16 protein-coding genes, 3 tRNA genes and 1 pseudogene are annotated in these 17,178 nt (G+C 44.4%); 10 read left to right on the top strand and 10 right to left on the bottom strand.

Going from position 1 to position 17,178, the window contains the following annotated elements:
- The first annotated feature begins 98 nt into the window (after positions 1-98).
- A tRNA-Ser gene (locus V2H45_RS05690) sits at positions 99-183 on the top strand.
- Between the two features lie 279 nt (positions 184-462).
- Here the strand turns inward: V2H45_RS05690 and V2H45_RS05685 are convergent.
- Positions 463-1,071 (bottom strand): annotated as a pseudogene (locus V2H45_RS05685) (DedA family protein); the annotation flags it as partial.
- A gap of 341 nt (positions 1,072-1,412) precedes the next feature.
- Here V2H45_RS05685 and V2H45_RS05680 point away from each other — a divergent pair.
- On the top strand, positions 1,413-2,015 hold the full coding sequence (locus tag V2H45_RS05680) for a Uma2 family endonuclease (protein WP_330482653.1): 603 nt from the start codon (positions 1,413-1,415) through the stop codon (positions 2,013-2,015).
- 140 nt (positions 2,016-2,155) lie between these two features.
- Here V2H45_RS05680 and V2H45_RS05675 read toward each other — a convergent pair whose 3' ends face one another.
- Together V2H45_RS05675 and V2H45_RS05670 are read right to left on the bottom strand one after the other, a co-directional pair.
- Positions 2,156-2,731: a hypothetical protein gene (locus V2H45_RS05675; RefSeq protein WP_330482652.1), complete on the bottom strand. Its 576-nt coding sequence runs from the start codon at positions 2,729-2,731 to the stop codon at positions 2,156-2,158.
- Between the two features lie 39 nt (positions 2,732-2,770).
- Positions 2,771-3,175, bottom strand: a complete 405-nt coding sequence (locus V2H45_RS05670) for an NIL domain-containing protein (RefSeq protein WP_330482651.1) — start codon at positions 3,173-3,175, stop codon at positions 2,771-2,773.
- Positions 3,176-3,320: 145 nt separating this feature from the next.
- Between V2H45_RS05670 and tftA the strand changes: the two genes are divergently transcribed.
- Entirely contained in the window at positions 3,321-4,685 is a 1,365-nt protein-coding gene (tftA, locus tag V2H45_RS05665; RefSeq protein WP_330482650.1) for a hormogonium tapered terminus morphoprotein TftA, read from the top strand.
- Between the two features lie 122 nt (positions 4,686-4,807).
- On the opposite strand, the gene V2H45_RS05660 is transcribed toward tftA, so the two are convergent.
- The 3 genes from V2H45_RS05660 to V2H45_RS05650 all read right to left on the bottom strand — a co-directional run bounded on the left by V2H45_RS05660 (position 4,808) and on the right by V2H45_RS05650 (position 6,396).
- Positions 4,808-4,881: transfer RNA gene (locus V2H45_RS05660), tRNA-Pro, on the bottom strand.
- An 85-nt stretch (positions 4,882-4,966) separates the two neighbouring features.
- A complete protein-coding gene (mutT, locus tag V2H45_RS05655) occupies positions 4,967-5,392 on the bottom strand; it encodes an 8-oxo-dGTP diphosphatase MutT (protein ID WP_330482649.1) in 426 nt (141 codons plus the stop codon).
- Positions 5,389-6,396 carry a cysteine synthase A gene (locus tag V2H45_RS05650; RefSeq protein WP_330482648.1) on the bottom strand — a complete coding sequence of 336 codons (1,008 nt, stop codon included), beginning with the start codon at positions 6,394-6,396 and terminating at the stop codon, positions 5,389-5,391. Before V2H45_RS05650 ends, mutT begins: the two co-directional genes overlap by 4 nt.
- A 182-nt stretch (positions 6,397-6,578) precedes the next feature.
- Here V2H45_RS05650 and V2H45_RS05645 point away from each other — a divergent pair, with 182 nt between their 5' ends.
- Complete coding sequence (locus V2H45_RS05645) at positions 6,579-7,031, top strand: universal stress protein (RefSeq protein WP_330482647.1); 453 nt, start codon at positions 6,579-6,581, stop codon at positions 7,029-7,031.
- Between the two features lie 131 nt (positions 7,032-7,162).
- Positions 7,163-9,505, top strand: a complete 2,343-nt coding sequence (locus V2H45_RS05640) for a tetratricopeptide repeat protein (RefSeq protein WP_330482646.1) — start codon at positions 7,163-7,165, stop codon at positions 9,503-9,505.
- A gap of 163 nt (positions 9,506-9,668) precedes the next feature.
- Here the strand turns inward: V2H45_RS05640 and V2H45_RS05635 are convergent, their stop codons facing one another.
- From V2H45_RS05635 to pipX, 3 genes are all read right to left on the bottom strand, one after another.
- On the bottom strand, positions 9,669-11,291 hold the full coding sequence (locus V2H45_RS05635) for an NADP-dependent glyceraldehyde-3-phosphate dehydrogenase (RefSeq protein ID WP_408648737.1): 1,623 nt from the start codon (positions 11,289-11,291) through the stop codon (positions 9,669-9,671).
- Positions 11,292-11,432: 141 nt separating this feature from the next.
- Entirely contained in the window at positions 11,433-12,353 is a 921-nt protein-coding gene (gene ispE, locus V2H45_RS05630; protein WP_330482644.1) for a 4-(cytidine 5'-diphospho)-2-C-methyl-D-erythritol kinase, read from the bottom strand.
- Positions 12,350-12,619, bottom strand: a complete 270-nt coding sequence (gene pipX / locus V2H45_RS05625; protein ID WP_330482643.1) for a transcriptional coactivator PipX — start codon at positions 12,617-12,619, stop codon at positions 12,350-12,352. Before pipX ends, ispE begins: the two co-directional genes overlap by 4 nt.
- A gap of 378 nt (positions 12,620-12,997) precedes the next feature.
- On the opposite strand from pipX, the gene V2H45_RS05620 reads away from it, so the two are divergent.
- The 5 genes from V2H45_RS05620 (at position 12,998) to V2H45_RS05600 (ending at position 16,776) form a co-directional block, all read left to right on the top strand.
- The gene (locus V2H45_RS05620) at positions 12,998-13,351 is read left to right on the top strand and encodes a hypothetical protein (protein ID WP_330482642.1); all 354 of its coding nucleotides are present in this window, start codon (positions 12,998-13,000) and stop codon (positions 13,349-13,351) included.
- Positions 13,352-13,609: 258 nt separating this feature from the next.
- On the top strand, positions 13,610-13,825 hold the full coding sequence (locus V2H45_RS05615; protein ID WP_330482641.1) for a hypothetical protein: 216 nt from the start codon (positions 13,610-13,612) through the stop codon (positions 13,823-13,825).
- A gap of 4 nt (positions 13,826-13,829) precedes the next feature.
- The gene (locus V2H45_RS05610; protein WP_330482640.1) at positions 13,830-14,903 is read left to right on the top strand and encodes a fatty acid desaturase; all 1,074 of its coding nucleotides are present in this window, start codon (positions 13,830-13,832) and stop codon (positions 14,901-14,903) included.
- Positions 14,904-15,114: 211 nt separating this feature from the next.
- Entirely contained in the window at positions 15,115-15,585 is a 471-nt protein-coding gene (locus V2H45_RS05605; protein WP_330482639.1) for a hypothetical protein, read from the top strand.
- A 60-nt stretch (positions 15,586-15,645) separates the two neighbouring features.
- A complete protein-coding gene (locus V2H45_RS05600; RefSeq protein WP_330482638.1) occupies positions 15,646-16,776 on the top strand; it encodes a 5-(carboxyamino)imidazole ribonucleotide synthase in 1,131 nt (376 codons plus the stop codon).
- 318 nt (positions 16,777-17,094) lie between these two features.
- Here the strand turns inward: V2H45_RS05600 and V2H45_RS05595 are convergent.
- Positions 17,095-17,166 (bottom strand) — tRNA-Lys (locus tag V2H45_RS05595).
- Between the last annotated feature and the right edge of the window lie 12 nt (positions 17,167-17,178).

The following is a 17,178-nucleotide window of genomic DNA, read 5'->3' as shown; positions in this document are numbered from 1 at the left end:
ACAACTGACAACTGACAACTGACAACTGACAACTGACAACTGACAACTGACAACTAAATGCTTGTAGGTGTGTAGACAATGCTTTAGAATGTGCAGTTGGAGAGATGGCAGAGTGGTCGAATGCGCTCGACTTGAAATCGAGTGTTGCGAAAGTGACCGGGGGTTCGAATCCCCCTCTCTCCGTAGCTACTTAATTAAAGTACGAAAGAAAGTACAAAATGCCTAGGAGTAAAGCACTGGCATAGAAGGATCTCGCAAGATTGGTTGATTTTTTGGTGCGAATGCTTTGCTATGCCGTGAAATCCATCTTAGCTGAAGTTAAGAGGGTGGGTTGGCTACAGATTGAGCGATCGCGTCATCCAAATTTAAATTGCTAGAGAGTCCAGATTTTTCAGAACTAGGTTCTTCTGTAGCAGCAGAATTAGAGGTAATGTCCGGCTCCACTGGGCCGATACCCCAATATTTCTTGGCGGCACGCCAAATCCTCGGCAAGAGAAACCAACTGGCAACTGCGACCAAGATAAAAATCCCAAACCGCAGAATGTAGCTAACCAATTTTTCTAAGGCAATAAAGCGTCCGGCAAAATAAGCAAGACAGGTGACTCCCGTTGCCCAAGTCATGGCTCCTGTAATACTAAATAACAGAAAGCGAGGATAAGGCATACCCGACACACCAGCCATCGGACTGGCAAAGGTTCGCAAGAGGGCAATAAAGCGACCAAAAAACACAGCGCGATCGGCATTGCCACTAAACTTTTCTTTTGCCTGCGCGATTTCTCCAGAAGGAATACGGAAAACCTTGCCTACGGTTTCTAAAACACTCAAACCGCCCAACCTACCGATCCAATAGCCACTGCTGTCCCCAATCATCGCACCCGAAGCTGCACTCAGAAGCACCAAAGGGTATGAAAGCTCGCCGTTACCTGCTAGGAACCCACCCACAATCGTGATCGTCTCACCAGGTATGGGAATACCTGCATTTTCCACCATAATGCCAAAAAAGATCAGCCAGTAACCATACTGACCCGCCCAATCTTGAATCGTCTCTAAGGAAATAATCTCAAGGGACATTCGCTATGCCTTAGCTATTTATTACTTTTTGTGTCATATCCATTATAGAGGTTGAAGGTTAAGGGCAAGTATCTCTCTTAGGAAAGCTCTTAAATCAATCGCTAAAACCTACGGATTTAGATTCCCATTGCCTAACTAGTTCGCCCCTCATTTGGGGTCGCAGTTGAGGGCAGTATGGTTTATCCCCAAATTGGCCGATCGCTTGTGATAAAACTCTATATTTCAGCACAAAGTATAAGTGTTTTGCTTGACTTTCATAATTTATTCATGTAAATCATACACTCTATAGGCAGATCGCAGCTACAATGCTATGTAATTTCATCTTTTGATTGGCAGCCATTATGCTTTCCAACACCAAACGCTTCACCTTAGAGGAATACCATCGCCTGATCGATTTACGGTTTTTTGCTGAAGGCGATCGCATTGAGTTGGTGCGCGGGGAAATTGTACAAATGGCTCCCAAAACGACTTCCCATGTATTTTGCAGCAGAAGCCTACTAGAAGAACTTCCTACCCTGATTCAAGGTCGTGCCAAGTTTCAGTGCCAAGATCCCATTTTGCTGCCATCAGGAAGCGAACCGGAGCCAGATTTTGTAATTATTATCCCTAAAGCCGATAATTACCTTTCAGAGCATCCTAAACCTGCTGATATTTTGCTGGTGATTGAGGTTGCTGATTCTTCCCTTGACTACGACCAAACCGTAAAAGCAGAACTCTATGCAGAGGCTGGAATTAATGACTATTGGTTGTTTAATTTGGTGGACTATCGTTTAGAGTCCTATAGTGAGCCCTATAAAGACTTTCAAGGGGAATATGGCTATGCCCAAAGAAAGTATATCTTGTCAGATCGAATGGCTCCCCTACCCTTTGCTCCAGATGCGCCACCCCTCGATCTATCTAAGGTTTTCCCAAGTTTTGTCGATTATGAATCTTCGGAATTCTAAGAACGCGAACGATAGCTCTAACTATAACTATCTGTCCGAAATCGTATTTCAATTACACAGTTCAATTACAAAGTTCAATTCAAAATTAGGAGCAAAAGGTCAATTCCTCACCTATGACAAATTGAGGGAAATTGGCAAGGCTATTGCTCTTCTGGTGGTTCTGGAGGCTGAGGACGAGGGCTATGCCAAGCATGATAAAAACCGACGAACACCGCTAACCCATAGATCAAGAAGCCGAGGAAATGCACAAATCCACCGATCGCCTTGTCATGGGCAAGCAAATTCATTTTGCTAAATAGATACCACCAATCATGGGTCACCAATTCACCACCGAGTAAGGGCAACTCTTGCGATCGCGCATCTTTCATATAACGGGAGATATCCAACAAATTAACGGCAATCCAAAAGAGGGTGATACCGCCTTCAAAGTTTTGCTGATTAAAAAAGAAGTAAACGGCGATCCCAATCGGAACCAGTAACTGCATCAATGTGCCACCCAAAAACTGAATGAACTCGCCAAAGATGCGAAAAATTGCGTGACCAGCTTCGTGAATAATCAAGTCAAAGTTATGCAAAAACCAAAGAGATTCATAGTTGATTAAGCCTATAAAGCCATAAATACTAATGAAAACCATGAATCCTAGCTTGAATGGATCGACCTCAGTTCGCGGCGAACTTGGAGAAGAAGATCGTCTGGGTCTTGGTTCTTGGTTCATGCCTCAATGCCCTTACTACAAATTAATTTACAAATTAATTTACAAATTAATCGAAATCGCATTGACAGGACAGGCGGCAATACATTGCTCGCAGACAATGCAACGCGATCGCAAAAACTCTAACTGAAACGTTTTGGGGTTGAGCGTCATGGCTCCAGTTGGACAAACTCCCGTGCAAAGTCCACAATCGACACAGGTGTTTTCATCAATCACAATTTCGCGACCATGTAGTGAAACGTCAATATCCTGCGATCGCATCCACTCGATGCCAGCCTCTAACTGATCGATGTCCCCCGAAAGTTCTAAAACCATTTTTCCCACCTTGTTGGGATCGACCTGCGCCCGAATAATATTCGCCGCTACATTAAAGTCTTTGGCAAGTCGATAGGCCACAGGCACATTAATTACACGCTTAGGAAAGGTTAGGTTTACTCTTTTTTTCATCTTTTTGCTTCGTTGAGATCCTCAATTTATTCACCGAGGATAAAATTAATTGCGTTATTAAAAGGCTTTTGCTGTATAAAGTTGCTAAACTTACGGCAAATTATGGTGCTTACTGTCGGTACTCGCAGGAATATGAACTAGGCAAATGGGCAAAATCTTTGTTTCAGCAGGTCATGGTGGATTTGAGGGCACATTTCGCGATCCAGGGGCGATCGCAGGTGGTACGACCGAAGCCGCCGAATTAATTGCGACCAGAGATCTGATCGTAGCAGAACTCCGATCGCGCGCTTTACCCGTCGAAGCCCCAGGAGACGATCTCAGTTTAGAGGATACCGTCAACTGGATCAACGCCAGAGCTACAAGGCAGGATGTCGCCCTTGAAATTCACATGGATGCTTTTAACAACCCCGATGCCAGGGGAGCAGCCACTTACTACATTGCCAACAACGATATCCGCAAACGCCAAGCCGAGTTACTGCTCAATGCGCTCGTGCGGCGAGTACCAGAACTTCCCAGTCGTGGGGCAAAACCTGATACCAATGCAGGTGTGGGTAGATTAGCATTTTGTCGAGATATTGTCCCCGCCTCGATTTTAATGGAGCTGGGCTTTTTGACCAATCCTCAAGATCGTCGCTTAATTCAGACCCGTCGCCGCGACTATGCAATTGGAATTGCTGATGGACTCCAGATGTGGTTGAGTGACATTACGGGTGTAAGTCCCACCCCTTCTCCGACCCCAGTGCCTACGGTCTATCCTGAAATCGGCATTAATCTGAACGGGCAGTCCTACGGAGAAAAAGGCATCATCGTCAACGGGAATGCATACATTCCCTTCGATCTCGTCGATCGCCTAGGCATTAGCCTCGATGGGGCTCCCAATATTCGCAAGATTCGCTATCAAAATATTGTCTTTGTGCAAGCGATCGGGCTGCGCGATCTAAATGTATCAGTAACTTGGGATAACTCAACCCGCACGGTTAATCTCAAGACGATCTTTAAGGTTTGCCCAGAAAACATCGATCGGATTATGGGCGTGGGCAATACCTCTGAGTTGCAGCTACTCATGTTCCTTAAAAATAACAACGAGATGGCTTTAACCGTCTATGGCGATCTTCCCAAACTCTATCGCGAAGAAGCGGCATTGGAAGGCGTAAATCATGATATTGCCTTTAGTCAGATGTGTGTGGAAACTGGCTTTTTGCGATTTGGGAATGATGTCGCTCCCAATCAAAATAACTTTGCAGGAATTGGTGCGATCGGGAATAGTGTCAATGGAGCCAAGTTCCCCGATCAGCGTACTGGGGTAAGAGCGCACATTCAGCATCTCAAAGCCTATGCAAGTACGGCCCCGTTGATTCAACCCCTCGTCGATCCGAGGTTTCAGTTTGTAACTAGAGGAATTGCTCCCCTTGTGAGCCAACTCACGGGACGATGGGCAACTGACGCACTATACGATCGCAAGATTCTCGCCACAATTAGACGTTTGTACGAATCTGCCGGCATTTTGTAAACGGTGAGTTTGTCTACCCCAGTGGAGCTGGTCAATTGGTGAAAAGATTCTCTGTGAAAAGATTCTCTATAGTGAGTTGAATATCTATCCCAAAGGCAGTGCAGATAAATTCTCAAACTCTATCGGGATGAAAGGATTTGAACCTTCGACCCCCTCGTCCCGAACGAGGTGCGCTACCAAGCTGCGCTACATCCCGAAAGCTAGAATTTAAGGCTAGTAAAATTCTTAGCAACCCATCCTAACAAGATTTCAATCAAACTAGCCCAGAATTCCAAAAAAATTTAAATTTTGTTCAAAGCTTCTACAATTTGGTAGTTAGCTTCTGGGAACTGATAGTTCGCTAACTCAGATGGCTCAATCCAGCGAATTTGAGCGCATTCTAGTGTTTGAGGTTCTCCAGAAATATGGTAACAGTGATGCACGATCAAGCTCACAATAAATTTTTCATATTCATGGCTTACCGCGATCAATTGCGCCCCAACTTCAATATCAATTCCTAGTTCCTCCTTAATCTCACGACGAATGCAAGCGATCGCATCTTCCCCCTCTTCGAGTTTGCCCCCGGGGAACTCCCAATAGCCAGCAAAGTCCCCTTGGGGTAAACGTTGGTCGATGAGAATTTTGTGGCGATCGCGATCCCAAATTACTGCTACACCAATCTGTTTGTGTTTCTTCGCAATGGGTTGAACTTCTAATGGAATACTCATGAATCTAGAAACTCCAGTCCTTTCGCAATAGGTGTAAGATTCTTTTCAGCTAACCATTCCGCATTAAACATGCGACTTTGGTATCTACCGCCACCATCGCAGAGAATAGTAGCGATCGTATGCCCTGCACCCAATTGACGTGCCAATCTTACAGCCCCCACGACATTCAACGCGGCGGAGCTGCCAATAAACAAGCCATCATGCTTGAGTAAAAAATGCGCCATCTCAATCACTTCTTGGTCGCTCCCTTGAAATGCCCCATCGAGTTTGGCTCGGCGGAAATTTGCAGTCTCGCGATTGATGCCAATGCCCTCTGTAATCGAATTACCCTCTGCTTTTAGTTCTCCTGTAGTGACAAAGCTATAAAGCCCCGAACCGGGCGGATCGATTAAATAGGTGGCAATTTTAGGATTTTGCTCTTTGAGATAGGCAGTAACGCCACCAATTGTTCCCCCTGTACCTGATGACATCACCACACCATCGATCGCACCGCCACTCTGCCGCCAAATTTCTGGTGCAGTGGTCTGGTAATGCGATTCGGCATTGGCTAGGTTTTCAAATTGGTTTGCCCAAAAAGCATTTTCTAACTCCTCAGCTCTTTGACGTGCCACATGATAATAGTTTCTAGAATCTGCAAACGGCACGGGGGGAGTCAGTTCTACCTCTGCACCCAACGTTCTCAATAGGTCAATTTTTTCTTGAGATTGGTTGCTAGGCATCACAATTACACTGCGATAGCCCCTAGCATTTGCCACTAGGGTAAGTCCAATACCCGTATTGCCTGCGGTACCTTCGACGATTGTGCCATTCGGCTTGATTTTTCCTTCTTTTTCCGCTTGTAACACCATAAACAGAGCTGCTCGATCCTTGACGCTACCACCGGGATTCAAAAATTCGGCTTTGCCTAAAATGTTGCAACCTGTCGCTTGAGATAGAGACTCGATTTGAATGAGTGGGGTATTACCAACCGACTCTGCAAAACCAATACGAATATCGCTTGTCATGAGATGTTAAAAGAGATGAACAATCAAGATATTTACAGATTTGAACCTGATTATGAATATATAACCATTAGTTGTTTGCGATCTGTCGTTCAACCAAGCACCTTGTTTGCTATTTATTTACTCAAAAATACGATCGCAAACGGCCAATAACTGCTAAGTCCAATCAACATTTTTAGATTTTTATGAAATTCCTTATTGCCATTGACGGATCGAAAGCCAGCGAACGCGCTCTAGAAAAAGGTTTAAGCCTAGCTGCACCTACCCAGTCCCTTGTGGTGTTGCTGACCGTTGTCGAGCCGCTAAGTAGCTATATTCCAGAAGTTATGATGCCTACGGGAGATTGGGTCGGTTTGCGCGGATTTCCTGATATTGAGCTAGAAAAGAAAATTTTGGCGGCAGGACAAGTGATTTTGCAAAAAGCAGAGGAAACTTGCACGGCAGCCAATACCCCATGCAAAACGCGTTTGGAAATGGGGTTGCCCCGCGATACAATCTGCCAAGTCGTCAAGGATGAAGCCCCAGACTTTTTGGTGGTAGGTTCGCGAGGGCTAGGCTCTGTTGAGCGCTTGATGCTGGGGAGTGTCAGCGATTATGTGATTCACCACTGCAGTTGCGCTGCGATCGTCGTGCGTTAGGCTTAGTAGCTTGTGTCTCTAGCGCCCCGCCTGTAGCTCGATTGAATAATCTGAATCCTGATTGATTGGGGGACTAGCTCTAATGTTATCTTGGCAAAAGGTCAACCAAGGACGAAGTGTAAAGATGCGTTATGGATAAGCCCGATAGTCAGGAAAATACTTGGGACTTTGCCAAGTTGATTGCAGACTATGCAGATGCCCTCACAATTTTTCAATCTGACTCTGATGTGAAATTATCGTCTCGTGAGGTTTTGCGGGTTTTACGATCGCGCGATCGCATTTATGAGGCACTTTCAGATCGCCCTACGATCAGTGATGAATTTTTAGAAAAACTAGTTGCGCTAGACATTGAGTTAACTCAGCAAGCAAATGTGATTTGTCGCGTTGAGCATTTCGAGCGCTTTCGTGAAAATCTTCAGCCTTCAGAGTCAGCTTGGTGGTGGTATCTCGAACCGATTGCTCAAAAGTCACGATTCGAGATATTTTTCGATCAATATGACTGGATGTGGAATCTCGGTACTTTTTTCTGTTTGGTGCTTGCAACTTCTTTTGCAACTCAAACAGCTAAGGCTTTTTCGGAGGATGGTTTCGATCTTTTGGGAACCTTTAGCACGCTCGGACAAGGTGCAGGTTTGGCTTTTGTGGCAAGTGGGGCACTGACAGGGGGCGGTAGGCAGTATGTTTCACGCATTTTGATCAGCGTAAAGATTTCGGGTTCACTTCATGCGGTGGTCACGTTCGGGGTTGCTCTAATTCTCTTAGCTTCATCTTTTGCTTTCAACAAAAATCTCAATCTTGTTGGACATTGGTATTTTGACCAAGCGCAGCAACGCGAAAAACGGGGAGAGTGGTCGCAAGCTTTTAAGGACTATAAACGCGCCCTAAATTTTTCTCCTGATGACTATGTAACCCAGATCGCCAGTGGCTTTTTGCACGAAAAATTAGGCAATTTTGACCAAGCGATCGAAATCTACAAAAAAGGCTCGGCTTTTGGTATTCCTGAGTTTTGGAATGCACAGGCAAGAGCGATGTTGATGTCTGCATGGCAAAAAAATAACTGGCAAGGCGAAATCGATCAAAAGGTACTCAGCGAAATTGAGAACTTGCTCCAACGAGCGGAAGCGGCAGTAGATCAAGCTAAACAGAAAAATCGGCAACCAGAGGATGTAGACCCCTACACCGAAAAAGAAAATAGGCTTTCAAATGATGTAGATATAAATAAAGCAATCTTAACACTCGCAAAAATCAAACTAGGGGAAAAGTTGAGCGAGAATGAGAAATTTTATTTGATACGTAATGCATTTAGTTTGTATATGTCCGGTGCTTATGCAATTCAAGATGTAAAGCTTGATTTATCACAGGCGAATCAATTAACTCAAGTATCGACGCTAGGAAAACCACGTGCAGAATGCTTCTGGCTTCTCCATTCAGATTTTACGAGAATAATAGATCCATGGCAAACATTTGGAAATGACTATCTAGTACACGATTACAATCGAGCTTATCACTGTCAAGCCCTTCTGTCGTTCGCCACTTTTCCTGATGTCCTTTGGCTAAGAAATTATTTTTCTAAACGCTTAGAAAGGGTAGAAGATCTTCAATCCATAACTAGGTTTAGTAAACTTGGGTTTTTTAATCAAATCGGCAGTACAAATTTTTATCTTGGCAATAACAATAAATCGAAGATAATTCAAGAGCCTCAAATCTGGTTAAATTTAGCAAGTAAATTGGCGCAAATGATTGAGCTTGAGCTTGCTAAATTTGAAGCTATCCCTATAGCTCAAAGAAGAGATGGAAGAATCAGTTTCAGAGTTTTGATAGATAAAAATGGGCAAATTATAGACTTCATTGCAGGAAATATATCAGATGCTTATGTTCTTAGAGATAGACTAGCTTTTCTCAGTGAAGCACTGAAAAAGGAATCTATTGAGCAACTTTTATCTAAGTTAAAAAGTGATACAGGCATTGAGGTTGCAGATTTCAAGGTTTTGATTTCTAATGATGGCAAAAAAATCGTACAGATTATTCCTTGGGCATCTATATATCCTGGCGCTAATGAATTTTGTAATGTCGGGGATTCTATAAGATCTATATGTAGGCATTTCTATGTTCCTTCCAACATCCGAGATACTTTTCCAAACTATATTACAAATGATCAAGATAGAACAAAAGAGCTTGAATATAATGACAGAATAGAGCTTGAATCAGTTTTATATAAGTTCATACCTGTGATGGCAGTTCCTGATTGGAGCGCAGGCATTATTAACTATTCTAGTGATAAGCTCAGCACCTTTAAATTAACTGTTTCTGCTGATGGACAGATTGTCGATTACAAACCTATTGCGATTAGTCGGCACGACCAAGCACTTAATCTAAAAAAATTGCCATTCCCTCAATTATTAAAGAAACCCTACACCGATTTTAAAATCAGCTTTAAAAATGACAACTATTTGATAGAGCCGTTGCATGAATAGACAAATAAAAAAACTTGAGGTTTTTTGCCATTAAGTTGTAGGTTATGACAAGACGTATTTTGCCTATTAGGTTGTGATCCTACTTCGCTATCAGGCATCTCTCCAGAAAGGGTAATTCATGAATTTTCTCTTCTGGAGAGAGCTAGCGTGTAAGTTAATTGTTTTAAAGAATAAAGTCGGTCGATAGGAAGTTTGACTTATGTTCTCTGACAATTTTAGAGATCATGGTTTTATTCAAATCGACTTCCTTTGCGGCGACAATGGTACGAATGGAAAATACCCTGAGCGCATCAGCTACCGAAAGGGTTCCTTCAGCGGAGTCTTTGCGACCTGTAAACGGAAATGTGTCAGGCCCGCGCTGACATTGACTGTTGATATTGACGCGACCCACTTGGTTTACAAGGGGATCGATGAGATTCGCAATCACATCGGCATCTTTGCCAAAAATGCTCACCTGTTGCCCATAGTCAGAATCGGTCAAGTAATTGATCGGGGTCTCAATATCTTGGAAGGGCACAATGGGAATCACAGGTCCAAATTGTTCTTCGCGATAGAGCTTCATTTGACTATTCACCGGGTAAAGCACCGCAGGATAAAAGAAAGTCTCATTGATGCTGCCACCATTGTCATTGATGACCTTAGCGCCAAAGTGTTTCGCATCTTCAACCACAGACTTGAGATAATCCGTTCTACCTTCAGGTAAGGGAGTGATATTTACACCCTTTTCCCAAGGCATACCGCACTTGAGATTGTCGATCGCCTTGGTAAACTTGGCGAGAAATTTATCGATAATTTGGGCGTGGACAAACAAAATCTTTAAAGCAGTGCAGCGCTGACCGTTGTAAGAGAGCGTACCTAAAATACATTCTTGCACGGTCAGATCGAGGTCGGCATCGGGCAAAATAATCGCTGGATTTTTAGCATCTAGCCCCAAAGCACACCGTAGCCTATGGGTTTTGGGATGTAACTTTTTGAGGGAATCGGCGACTTTACTGGAGCCAATAAATGCAAGGACATCGACTTTTCCTGTAGGCATTAACGGAGGCGTGACTTTACTCCCAGCACCATAGATCGTATTCACAACGCCGGGGGGGAAAGAATCGCGAAAAGCTTCTAAAAGTGGGCGATAAAGCAGTACCCCTGGACGAGGTGGCTTAAATACGATCGTATTGCCCATAATCAGAGCCGGAATGAATGTAGTAAAAGTCTCGTTGAGGGGATAGTTAGAAGGACCCATACAAAGTGCCACCCCAAGCGGCGATCGCCTGATTTGCCCGATGATCCCCTGTTCGATCACAAACCGAGAAGAACTCCGATCGAGATCCTTAAGCGCATCAATCGTGTCTTGGATATAGTCAATCGTGCGATCGAACTCCTTGACGGAATCTTGATAGGACTTGCCAATTTCCCACATTAAGAGTTTGACGATCTCTGTTCTCTTTTCACCCATGCGATAGGCAAACTCTTGCACGCGCTCGATGCGTTTCGCAACGGACATGGTGGGCCAAATGCCTCTGCCATTATTGTAGGCATGAACAGCAGCATCTAAAGCTTGTAAGGCTTCGATTTCAGTGAGTAAGGGGAAACTACCCACAATTTTGGGCGCTAAACCATCTTTAGTCTGGACGAGAATGGGCGATCGCGCCTGTTCTACTGCACCATCCCAATGACGTAGTTCGCCTGCAATCAGGTACTCCGTCTGATGAATGGGCTCCGATAACTGAAATTCTGGTGGAATACTGGCTTCGTCTGGAAAGAAGGACTGTGGTTTTTCCACGATTTTAATTTCTTGAATTTCTTGGGATAACACGGTTGAATCTCTCTCGCGGCAGATCCAGCATAAGTTACCTTGATTGAAATCCAAACCGATCCCGCCGCCTAGCCATAAATCTGCGGATTTGCTTCATATTTTTCTGTAATTCTGATGCTAAACATCCAAAACGCCACCAATGAGGCTAGTCGTTACCCAAATGTCGAGGTCGCTATTGTCAGCATCCGCTTGTAAGCTAGCAGCAATTCGTTCGGCTTGTCCTAAGTCTTGCGCGATCGCAAATACCGTAGATCCCGAACCAGACATCAGGACACCCAGACACTCCTGCTGTTGTAAAAATGCTTTGAGCGTAGCAATACGAGGATGGGCAGGCAGCACCACCCGTTCTAAATCGTTGTATAACAAACGCCCTACCCTTGTCGGCGTGGTCTCATCACGCGCCGCGATCGCTGCCAACATCTGGCTCGAATTGTGCTGCTCTCGTACAGGACTAGTCGCTAACAATCCCTGCGATCGAAAGGTTTGATAGGCCCACACCGTAGAAATAGATAGATCCCTAGGCTTGCAGATCGCCAGTGCTAAGTTTTGCAGATCGGGTAAGGGTGACAGCACTTCTCCCCGACCTATTGCCAAAGCTGTTCCTCCAGCCACACAAAAAGGAATATCCGATCCTAACTGTGCTGCCAGATCGCAAAGTTCTGATTGGGTGAGTCCGAGATCCCAAAGGCGATCGAGTCCCACCAATACCGCCGCCGCATTTCCCGATCCCCCCGCTAACCCTGCACCCATGGGGACTTGCTTGGCGATCGCAATTTCTACCCCCCCCAAACCAGGATAGTTTTGCTGCATTAACCTTGCCGCTTTAAATGCCAAATTGGTCTCATCTGTGGGGACGCGATCGTTGTCGCAAGAAATATGAATGGCATCTGAGCTAATGGTGCGAAGGTCTAGGCGATCGCAAAGGTCAATAGTCTGGAGCACCATCACGAGTTCGTGATAACCATCTGGGCGATTTCCTGTGATTTCCAGATATAGGTTGATTTTGGCAGCAGATTTAAGCGAGATGCTGGAGGTCATTGGGCAAACGTACGTTTGTAGACATTTTGCAAAATATCATGTTCATTCAAAGGACCAACGCGGCGCAAAGCCCGCAAACGATTTTCCACCAGCAATTTAGCATCAGCCCGAGAAACAGGCTCAAACTGAACTCCTGTAGGACTATTGGTGATCAAAAAGAATAATCTTTGTGCATAGAGGGTCGTGAATAGGCTACGGTATTCGTCAACAGCACAGACACGAGACAGCAAGCCAAAGGTAGGGTGATTGAGATAGTTTTCAGACATCTGGCAGGCTGGCAAATAAGTGGGGTTCAAATAATGCAGAAGTAACTTTGTGTCAACCTAAATCAAAATTTCGGTATCGACGCTTGATATCGAAACTCAAAGTAAAACTCAACTGCGATGTAGGAAATTTAGACAAACTTCTGTATATGTAAACACATTAGTCTGTAATCAACCATGAAGGTTTAATTTGCATATCTGATTATAGAAATATGCAAAAGTCAAGTGAATATGGTTTGATCCCAGAAGAATCGAAATGTTTGAGATAATAAGATTAACTCTGTGAAGTCATCAGAACCTAACCCTACCCAAATTTTCTACACTAATTTTAAAGTTATGCGGTACTTATTTGCATCATTTGTTACTGCATGTTTAATACTGTTGATTTTCCTGAGTTTTATAGGTACTGATTCTGCATTTGCAACCCCTCGTCGTCCCATTCAACCAGAGCATGGCGCCAAGTTATTAAGCGGTACAATCCGAGGAGACGCTTGGCTAGAGGCAGCTCCAGAGTCTAAACTTGCCTATTGTCAAGAAGCCTTTATCGCGTTTCGAGGTTCGCCCTCTCAAAGCTACATCATCAGCCATAACGTTCAAAGTCTTACCCCTGAGGGACTTTGCGATCGCATCGATCAATACTTTAGCCTCGAAGACAATCTCGATACCCGTCTTGGCTCTGCGGCAGCGATCGCACCGATCCTATTTGCTGACACCCCACTTGGAACAAAATATTAAGCCCAAAGTCAATTCCCTTTAAAGCAAGTAGAATTCACTTGAATTTTCTGCTTATGGATTTTAAGGTCAGATCGTTTTGTGTTGGGCTGTATCTGTCAATACATCTATGTACATAGAAGTACATAAATCGAAATAGATATAATTGCTACTTAGCATAATTACCTATAGTAAATGTTAATAGGTAAACAAATGTATCTAAAAACTAAGCTACAATGCCACTGTTAATCTTGGTGTGACATAAACCTTTAAAAAGATAGTATGAGTAATAAGATTGATTCGCATCGTGAGAAAGTTTCAAGTTTGGCTGCTCCGACTAAGAAGCTCTACAACGATGAACTGCACGCCGAACTTCTAGAGCTACAGTCTGATACCGAGCTCCTCTTTAAACAATTGCAAAGCCTCAGCCGTCAACGCCTCAGTGAATGTTTAAATGAATCGCTCAGCGGATCGCTAACTGACTCGGGGAGCAACTAAACTAATGCTCGCCGGTAGCGAAACCAATATTTCTGAGCTTCAAGCTTCTCCACATACGCTCACCTCTGAAACAACGCTTCGAGATATTATTAAAACCCTGCCCCCTGAGTGCTTTGCCAAAAATAATACCAAAGCATTTCTGGGTCTCGTACTGAGCGTTGTTGCCGTCACACTAGGTTATGTCAGCTTAGTTTTTTCCCCTTGGTATTTACTACCCCTTGCTTGGATCTTTACAGGCACTGCCCTCACAGGATTTTTTGTAATTGGACATGACTGCGGTCATCGTTCCTTTTCTAACAAGTTATGGGTAAACGATCTGATCGGGCATCTCGTGTTTTTGCCTCTGATCTATCCATTCCATCCTTGGCGTATTAAGCACGATCATCACCATGCCCACACCAATAAAATGGGTGAAGATAATGCGTGGTATCCCTTTACCGTAGAAATGTACAATAGCGTCAATCCCTACGAACAATCTATCTACCGACTCATTAGAGGTAGGTTTTGGTGGATCGGTTCAATTATCCACTGGGCTGTTTTGCACTACAATACCGATCTTTACCCTGAGAAACAAAAGAACCAAGTGCGTTTCTCAGCAGGTTTAACGATCGCTTATGCTGCAATCGCTTTCCCATTAATGATCGCTGCTGGTGGCATCTTTGGCTGGGTCAATTTTTTCCTAATGCCTTGGTTGGTGTATCACTTCTGGATGAGTACATTTACGATCGTGCATCACACCATGCCTAACATTCAATTTAAACTGAAAGAAGACTGGCATGCTGCTACCGATCAGCTCACAGGTACGGTACATTGTGACTATCCCACTTGGGTTGAAGTTTTATGCCACGATATCAACGTGCATGTTCCTCACCATATCTCGACGGGAATTCCTTCTTACAACCTGAGAATGGCACATAAGTCTCTCATGGAAAACTGGGGTCAATATCTCTACACCACAAAATTCTCTTGGGGCTTAATGAAAGAGATTGGCGATCGCTGCCACATCTTCGATCGGCAAAATTGCTATAAGAGCTTCGATGAAGCTTTTAAACCCGAAGCCGTCACAACAGAAGCTTAATTAGCTTCACAATAAATTCTCCATATAAATTCAAAATATAAATTCAAAATTTTTGAGGGATGTAGTTTTCTACATCCCTTTGTTTTAAGTTAGGTTTCATAGCTATTGTCAAATTAGCCAGAACATTCCTCAGACAAAGACGTCCCTATCGTCAGTATTGCAATATTTGCTTTAGGATTAGAGTACACAAAAGGTTAGAGTTTTCACCCCTATGAAATCGATCGCCCCCAGCAACGGCATATATTTGGGATTGTCATGCGCGATTGCCTCACTTGTGAGTTTTTCCATCCCTTTATCCATAGACTTGGCAGCATCGGCCCAAACAGTACAAACTACCAACATTATTCCCCTAGAACCTGTAAGACCAAGCTTATGGTGGATGGTACAGCGCCTAGAGGATGGATGGGTTGATGACCTAGCGATCGATCCCGATGCCAAAAGGGTTGTGATTACGGTGAATCGATCGCGTTGGTTTGCCGCTGACTATATTCGCAGGTATGAATTTCTCTATAAGCTCGGAAACACCGCCCAAGAAGATGCTTATGGTGTGTTATTGAAAGATAACAGAAACAATAAGTTGGCTGAGTACATCGTCATCAACGATCGCTGGCAAATGGAACCTAAATCTTTAGGTGCAGTGCCATTTCGTGTAAATTCGCCGAATCCGTATCAAACTCGATAGATAATGACAGGAAAGGGAATCTCCGCATAGGTTTTGAAGGTGTTAAATTTGGACTTAAATTTGGAAGTAAAACGTGTTGGGGTTATTGGTGGTGGTCAGTTGGCTTGGATGATGGCGATCGCCGCAAAGCCGATCCATCTGCAATTGGCTATACAGGCTGGAAGTCAAGAGGATTCATCGGTAAGAGAAGCCGATCGCGTGATTTTGGGTGCAGTCGATGATTTCGTCGCCACTGAGAAATTGGCAGCATTGAGCGATGTCATCACCTTTGAGAATGAATTCGTCAATATTGAGAAGCTTCAGAAACTCGCAAGCCAAGGCGTAAAATTCTTACCCAGCCTAGAGACGCTAACAACTTGCGTAGATAAATATTTGCAACGACTGCATTTTCAGCAACAGGGCATTCCTACACCCAAGTTTTTTCAAGTAGAAAGTGACGCAGAGCTTTTATCAGCCGCGCGATCGCTGGGCTATCCGATCGTGCTGAAGGCAAGACGACATGGTTATGATGGCAAGGGCACATGGGTAGTAAAATCCGAATCTGAGCTACTAGAAGCTTGGACAAGCATGGCAAAGGCAGCAGCGATTTTAGAAGAATTTGTTCCGTTTGAGCGAGAGCTAGCCACCATTGCAGTCAGATCGGAATCTGGAGAAGTAGCCATCTATCCTGTCGTAGAAACAGAGCAAGAAAATCAGGTGTGTCGGCGCGTGCTTGCTCCCGCTCGAATCCAGCCAAGCGTAGCAGCACAAGTGGAAGCGATCGCGAAAACAATGTTGACCAGTTTGAATGCGATCGGGGTATTTGGGATAGAATTCTTTCTCACCCATGACGGTAAAGTCAGTGTGAATGAAATCGCACCACGCACGCATAACTCAGGGCATTACACAATCGAAGCCTGTGCTACTTCTCAGTTTGAGCAATTGTTGCGGATTGTCAGTGGAATGCCCTTAGGCAGTGTCGCCATGACAAGTCCCGTGGCAGTGATGGTTAATCTTTTAGGATTTGAAGATAAGGTTTCTGATTATGCCTCGCAGCGCCAAGCCTTAGCACAACTTCCGAATACTCACGTTCACTGGTATGGCAAACCCCAGTCTAAGGTCGGTCGCAAATTAGGTCACGTTACAGTTTTGGCTGAAACTTACGCACAGGGGCTTGAAATTAGCGATCGCGTCAACCAAATCTGGCGATAATTTCCATACATAACGTCAGTTTGGGATAAGAAAACCTGAAACGCTATACATCCCAAGGATCCCCCCCAGCCCCCCTTGAAAAAAGGGGGGAGAACTCACTTGTCCCCCTTTTTCAAGGGGGATGCCCGATAGGGCAGGGGGATCAAACCTCTCGGTTCCAGCAAGTCGGCTTGATTTGTTCCGAAATCCTTAACCCGAACTCAGGTTACATATTTTCTTTGTTAACGCTACCAATCCCAGCATCTTTTGATACTGGGATCGGCTTTGTGGTGGGTGAAATGATTGCCCGCCAAGTGTCATAGCCAACAAGCAAAAAAATGGGTCGCCCGGGATTCGAACCCGGAACTAATCGGTTAAAAGCCGAGTACTCTACCATTGAGTTAGCGACCCGCGCGATTTGCT

It is taken from the genome of Tumidithrix elongata BACA0141 (genome assembly GCF_036349135.1).
Classification (GTDB): Bacteria; Cyanobacteriota; Cyanobacteriia; order Pseudanabaenales; family Pseudanabaenaceae; genus Tumidithrix; species Tumidithrix elongata.
The sequence above is the reverse complement of the archived record's forward strand: the minus strand, read 5'-3'. Positions and strand labels throughout refer to the sequence as shown.

Bases quoted from the DNA above. Each gene is read 5' to 3' on its own strand.
- V2H45_RS05680 (WP_330482653.1), top strand. From the start codon at position 1,413: ATGCTTTCCAACACCAAACGCTTCACCTTAGAGGAATACCATCGCCTG.
- V2H45_RS05675 (WP_330482652.1), bottom strand. From the start codon at position 2,731: ATGAACCAAGAACCAAGACCCAGACGATCTTCTTCTCCAAGTTCGCCG.
- V2H45_RS05670 (WP_330482651.1), bottom strand. From the start codon at position 3,175: ATGAAAAAAAGAGTAAACCTAACCTTTCCTAAGCGTGTAATTAATGTG.
- tftA (WP_330482650.1), top strand. From the start codon at position 3,321: ATGGGCAAAATCTTTGTTTCAGCAGGTCATGGTGGATTTGAGGGCACA.
- mutT (WP_330482649.1), bottom strand. From the start codon at position 5,392: ATGAGTATTCCATTAGAAGTTCAACCCATTGCGAAGAAACACAAACAG.
- V2H45_RS05650 (WP_330482648.1), bottom strand. From the start codon at position 6,396: ATGACAAGCGATATTCGTATTGGTTTTGCAGAGTCGGTTGGTAATACC.
- V2H45_RS05645 (WP_330482647.1), top strand. From the start codon at position 6,579: ATGAAATTCCTTATTGCCATTGACGGATCGAAAGCCAGCGAACGCGCT.
- V2H45_RS05640 (WP_330482646.1), top strand. From the start codon at position 7,163: ATGGATAAGCCCGATAGTCAGGAAAATACTTGGGACTTTGCCAAGTTG.
- ispE (WP_330482644.1), bottom strand. From the start codon at position 12,353: ATGACCTCCAGCATCTCGCTTAAATCTGCTGCCAAAATCAACCTATAT.
- pipX (WP_330482643.1), bottom strand. From the start codon at position 12,619: ATGTCTGAAAACTATCTCAATCACCCTACCTTTGGCTTGCTGTCTCGT.
- V2H45_RS05615 (WP_330482641.1), top strand. From the start codon at position 13,610: ATGAGTAATAAGATTGATTCGCATCGTGAGAAAGTTTCAAGTTTGGCT.
- V2H45_RS05610 (WP_330482640.1), top strand. From the start codon at position 13,830: ATGCTCGCCGGTAGCGAAACCAATATTTCTGAGCTTCAAGCTTCTCCA.
- V2H45_RS05605 (WP_330482639.1), top strand. From the start codon at position 15,115: ATGAAATCGATCGCCCCCAGCAACGGCATATATTTGGGATTGTCATGC.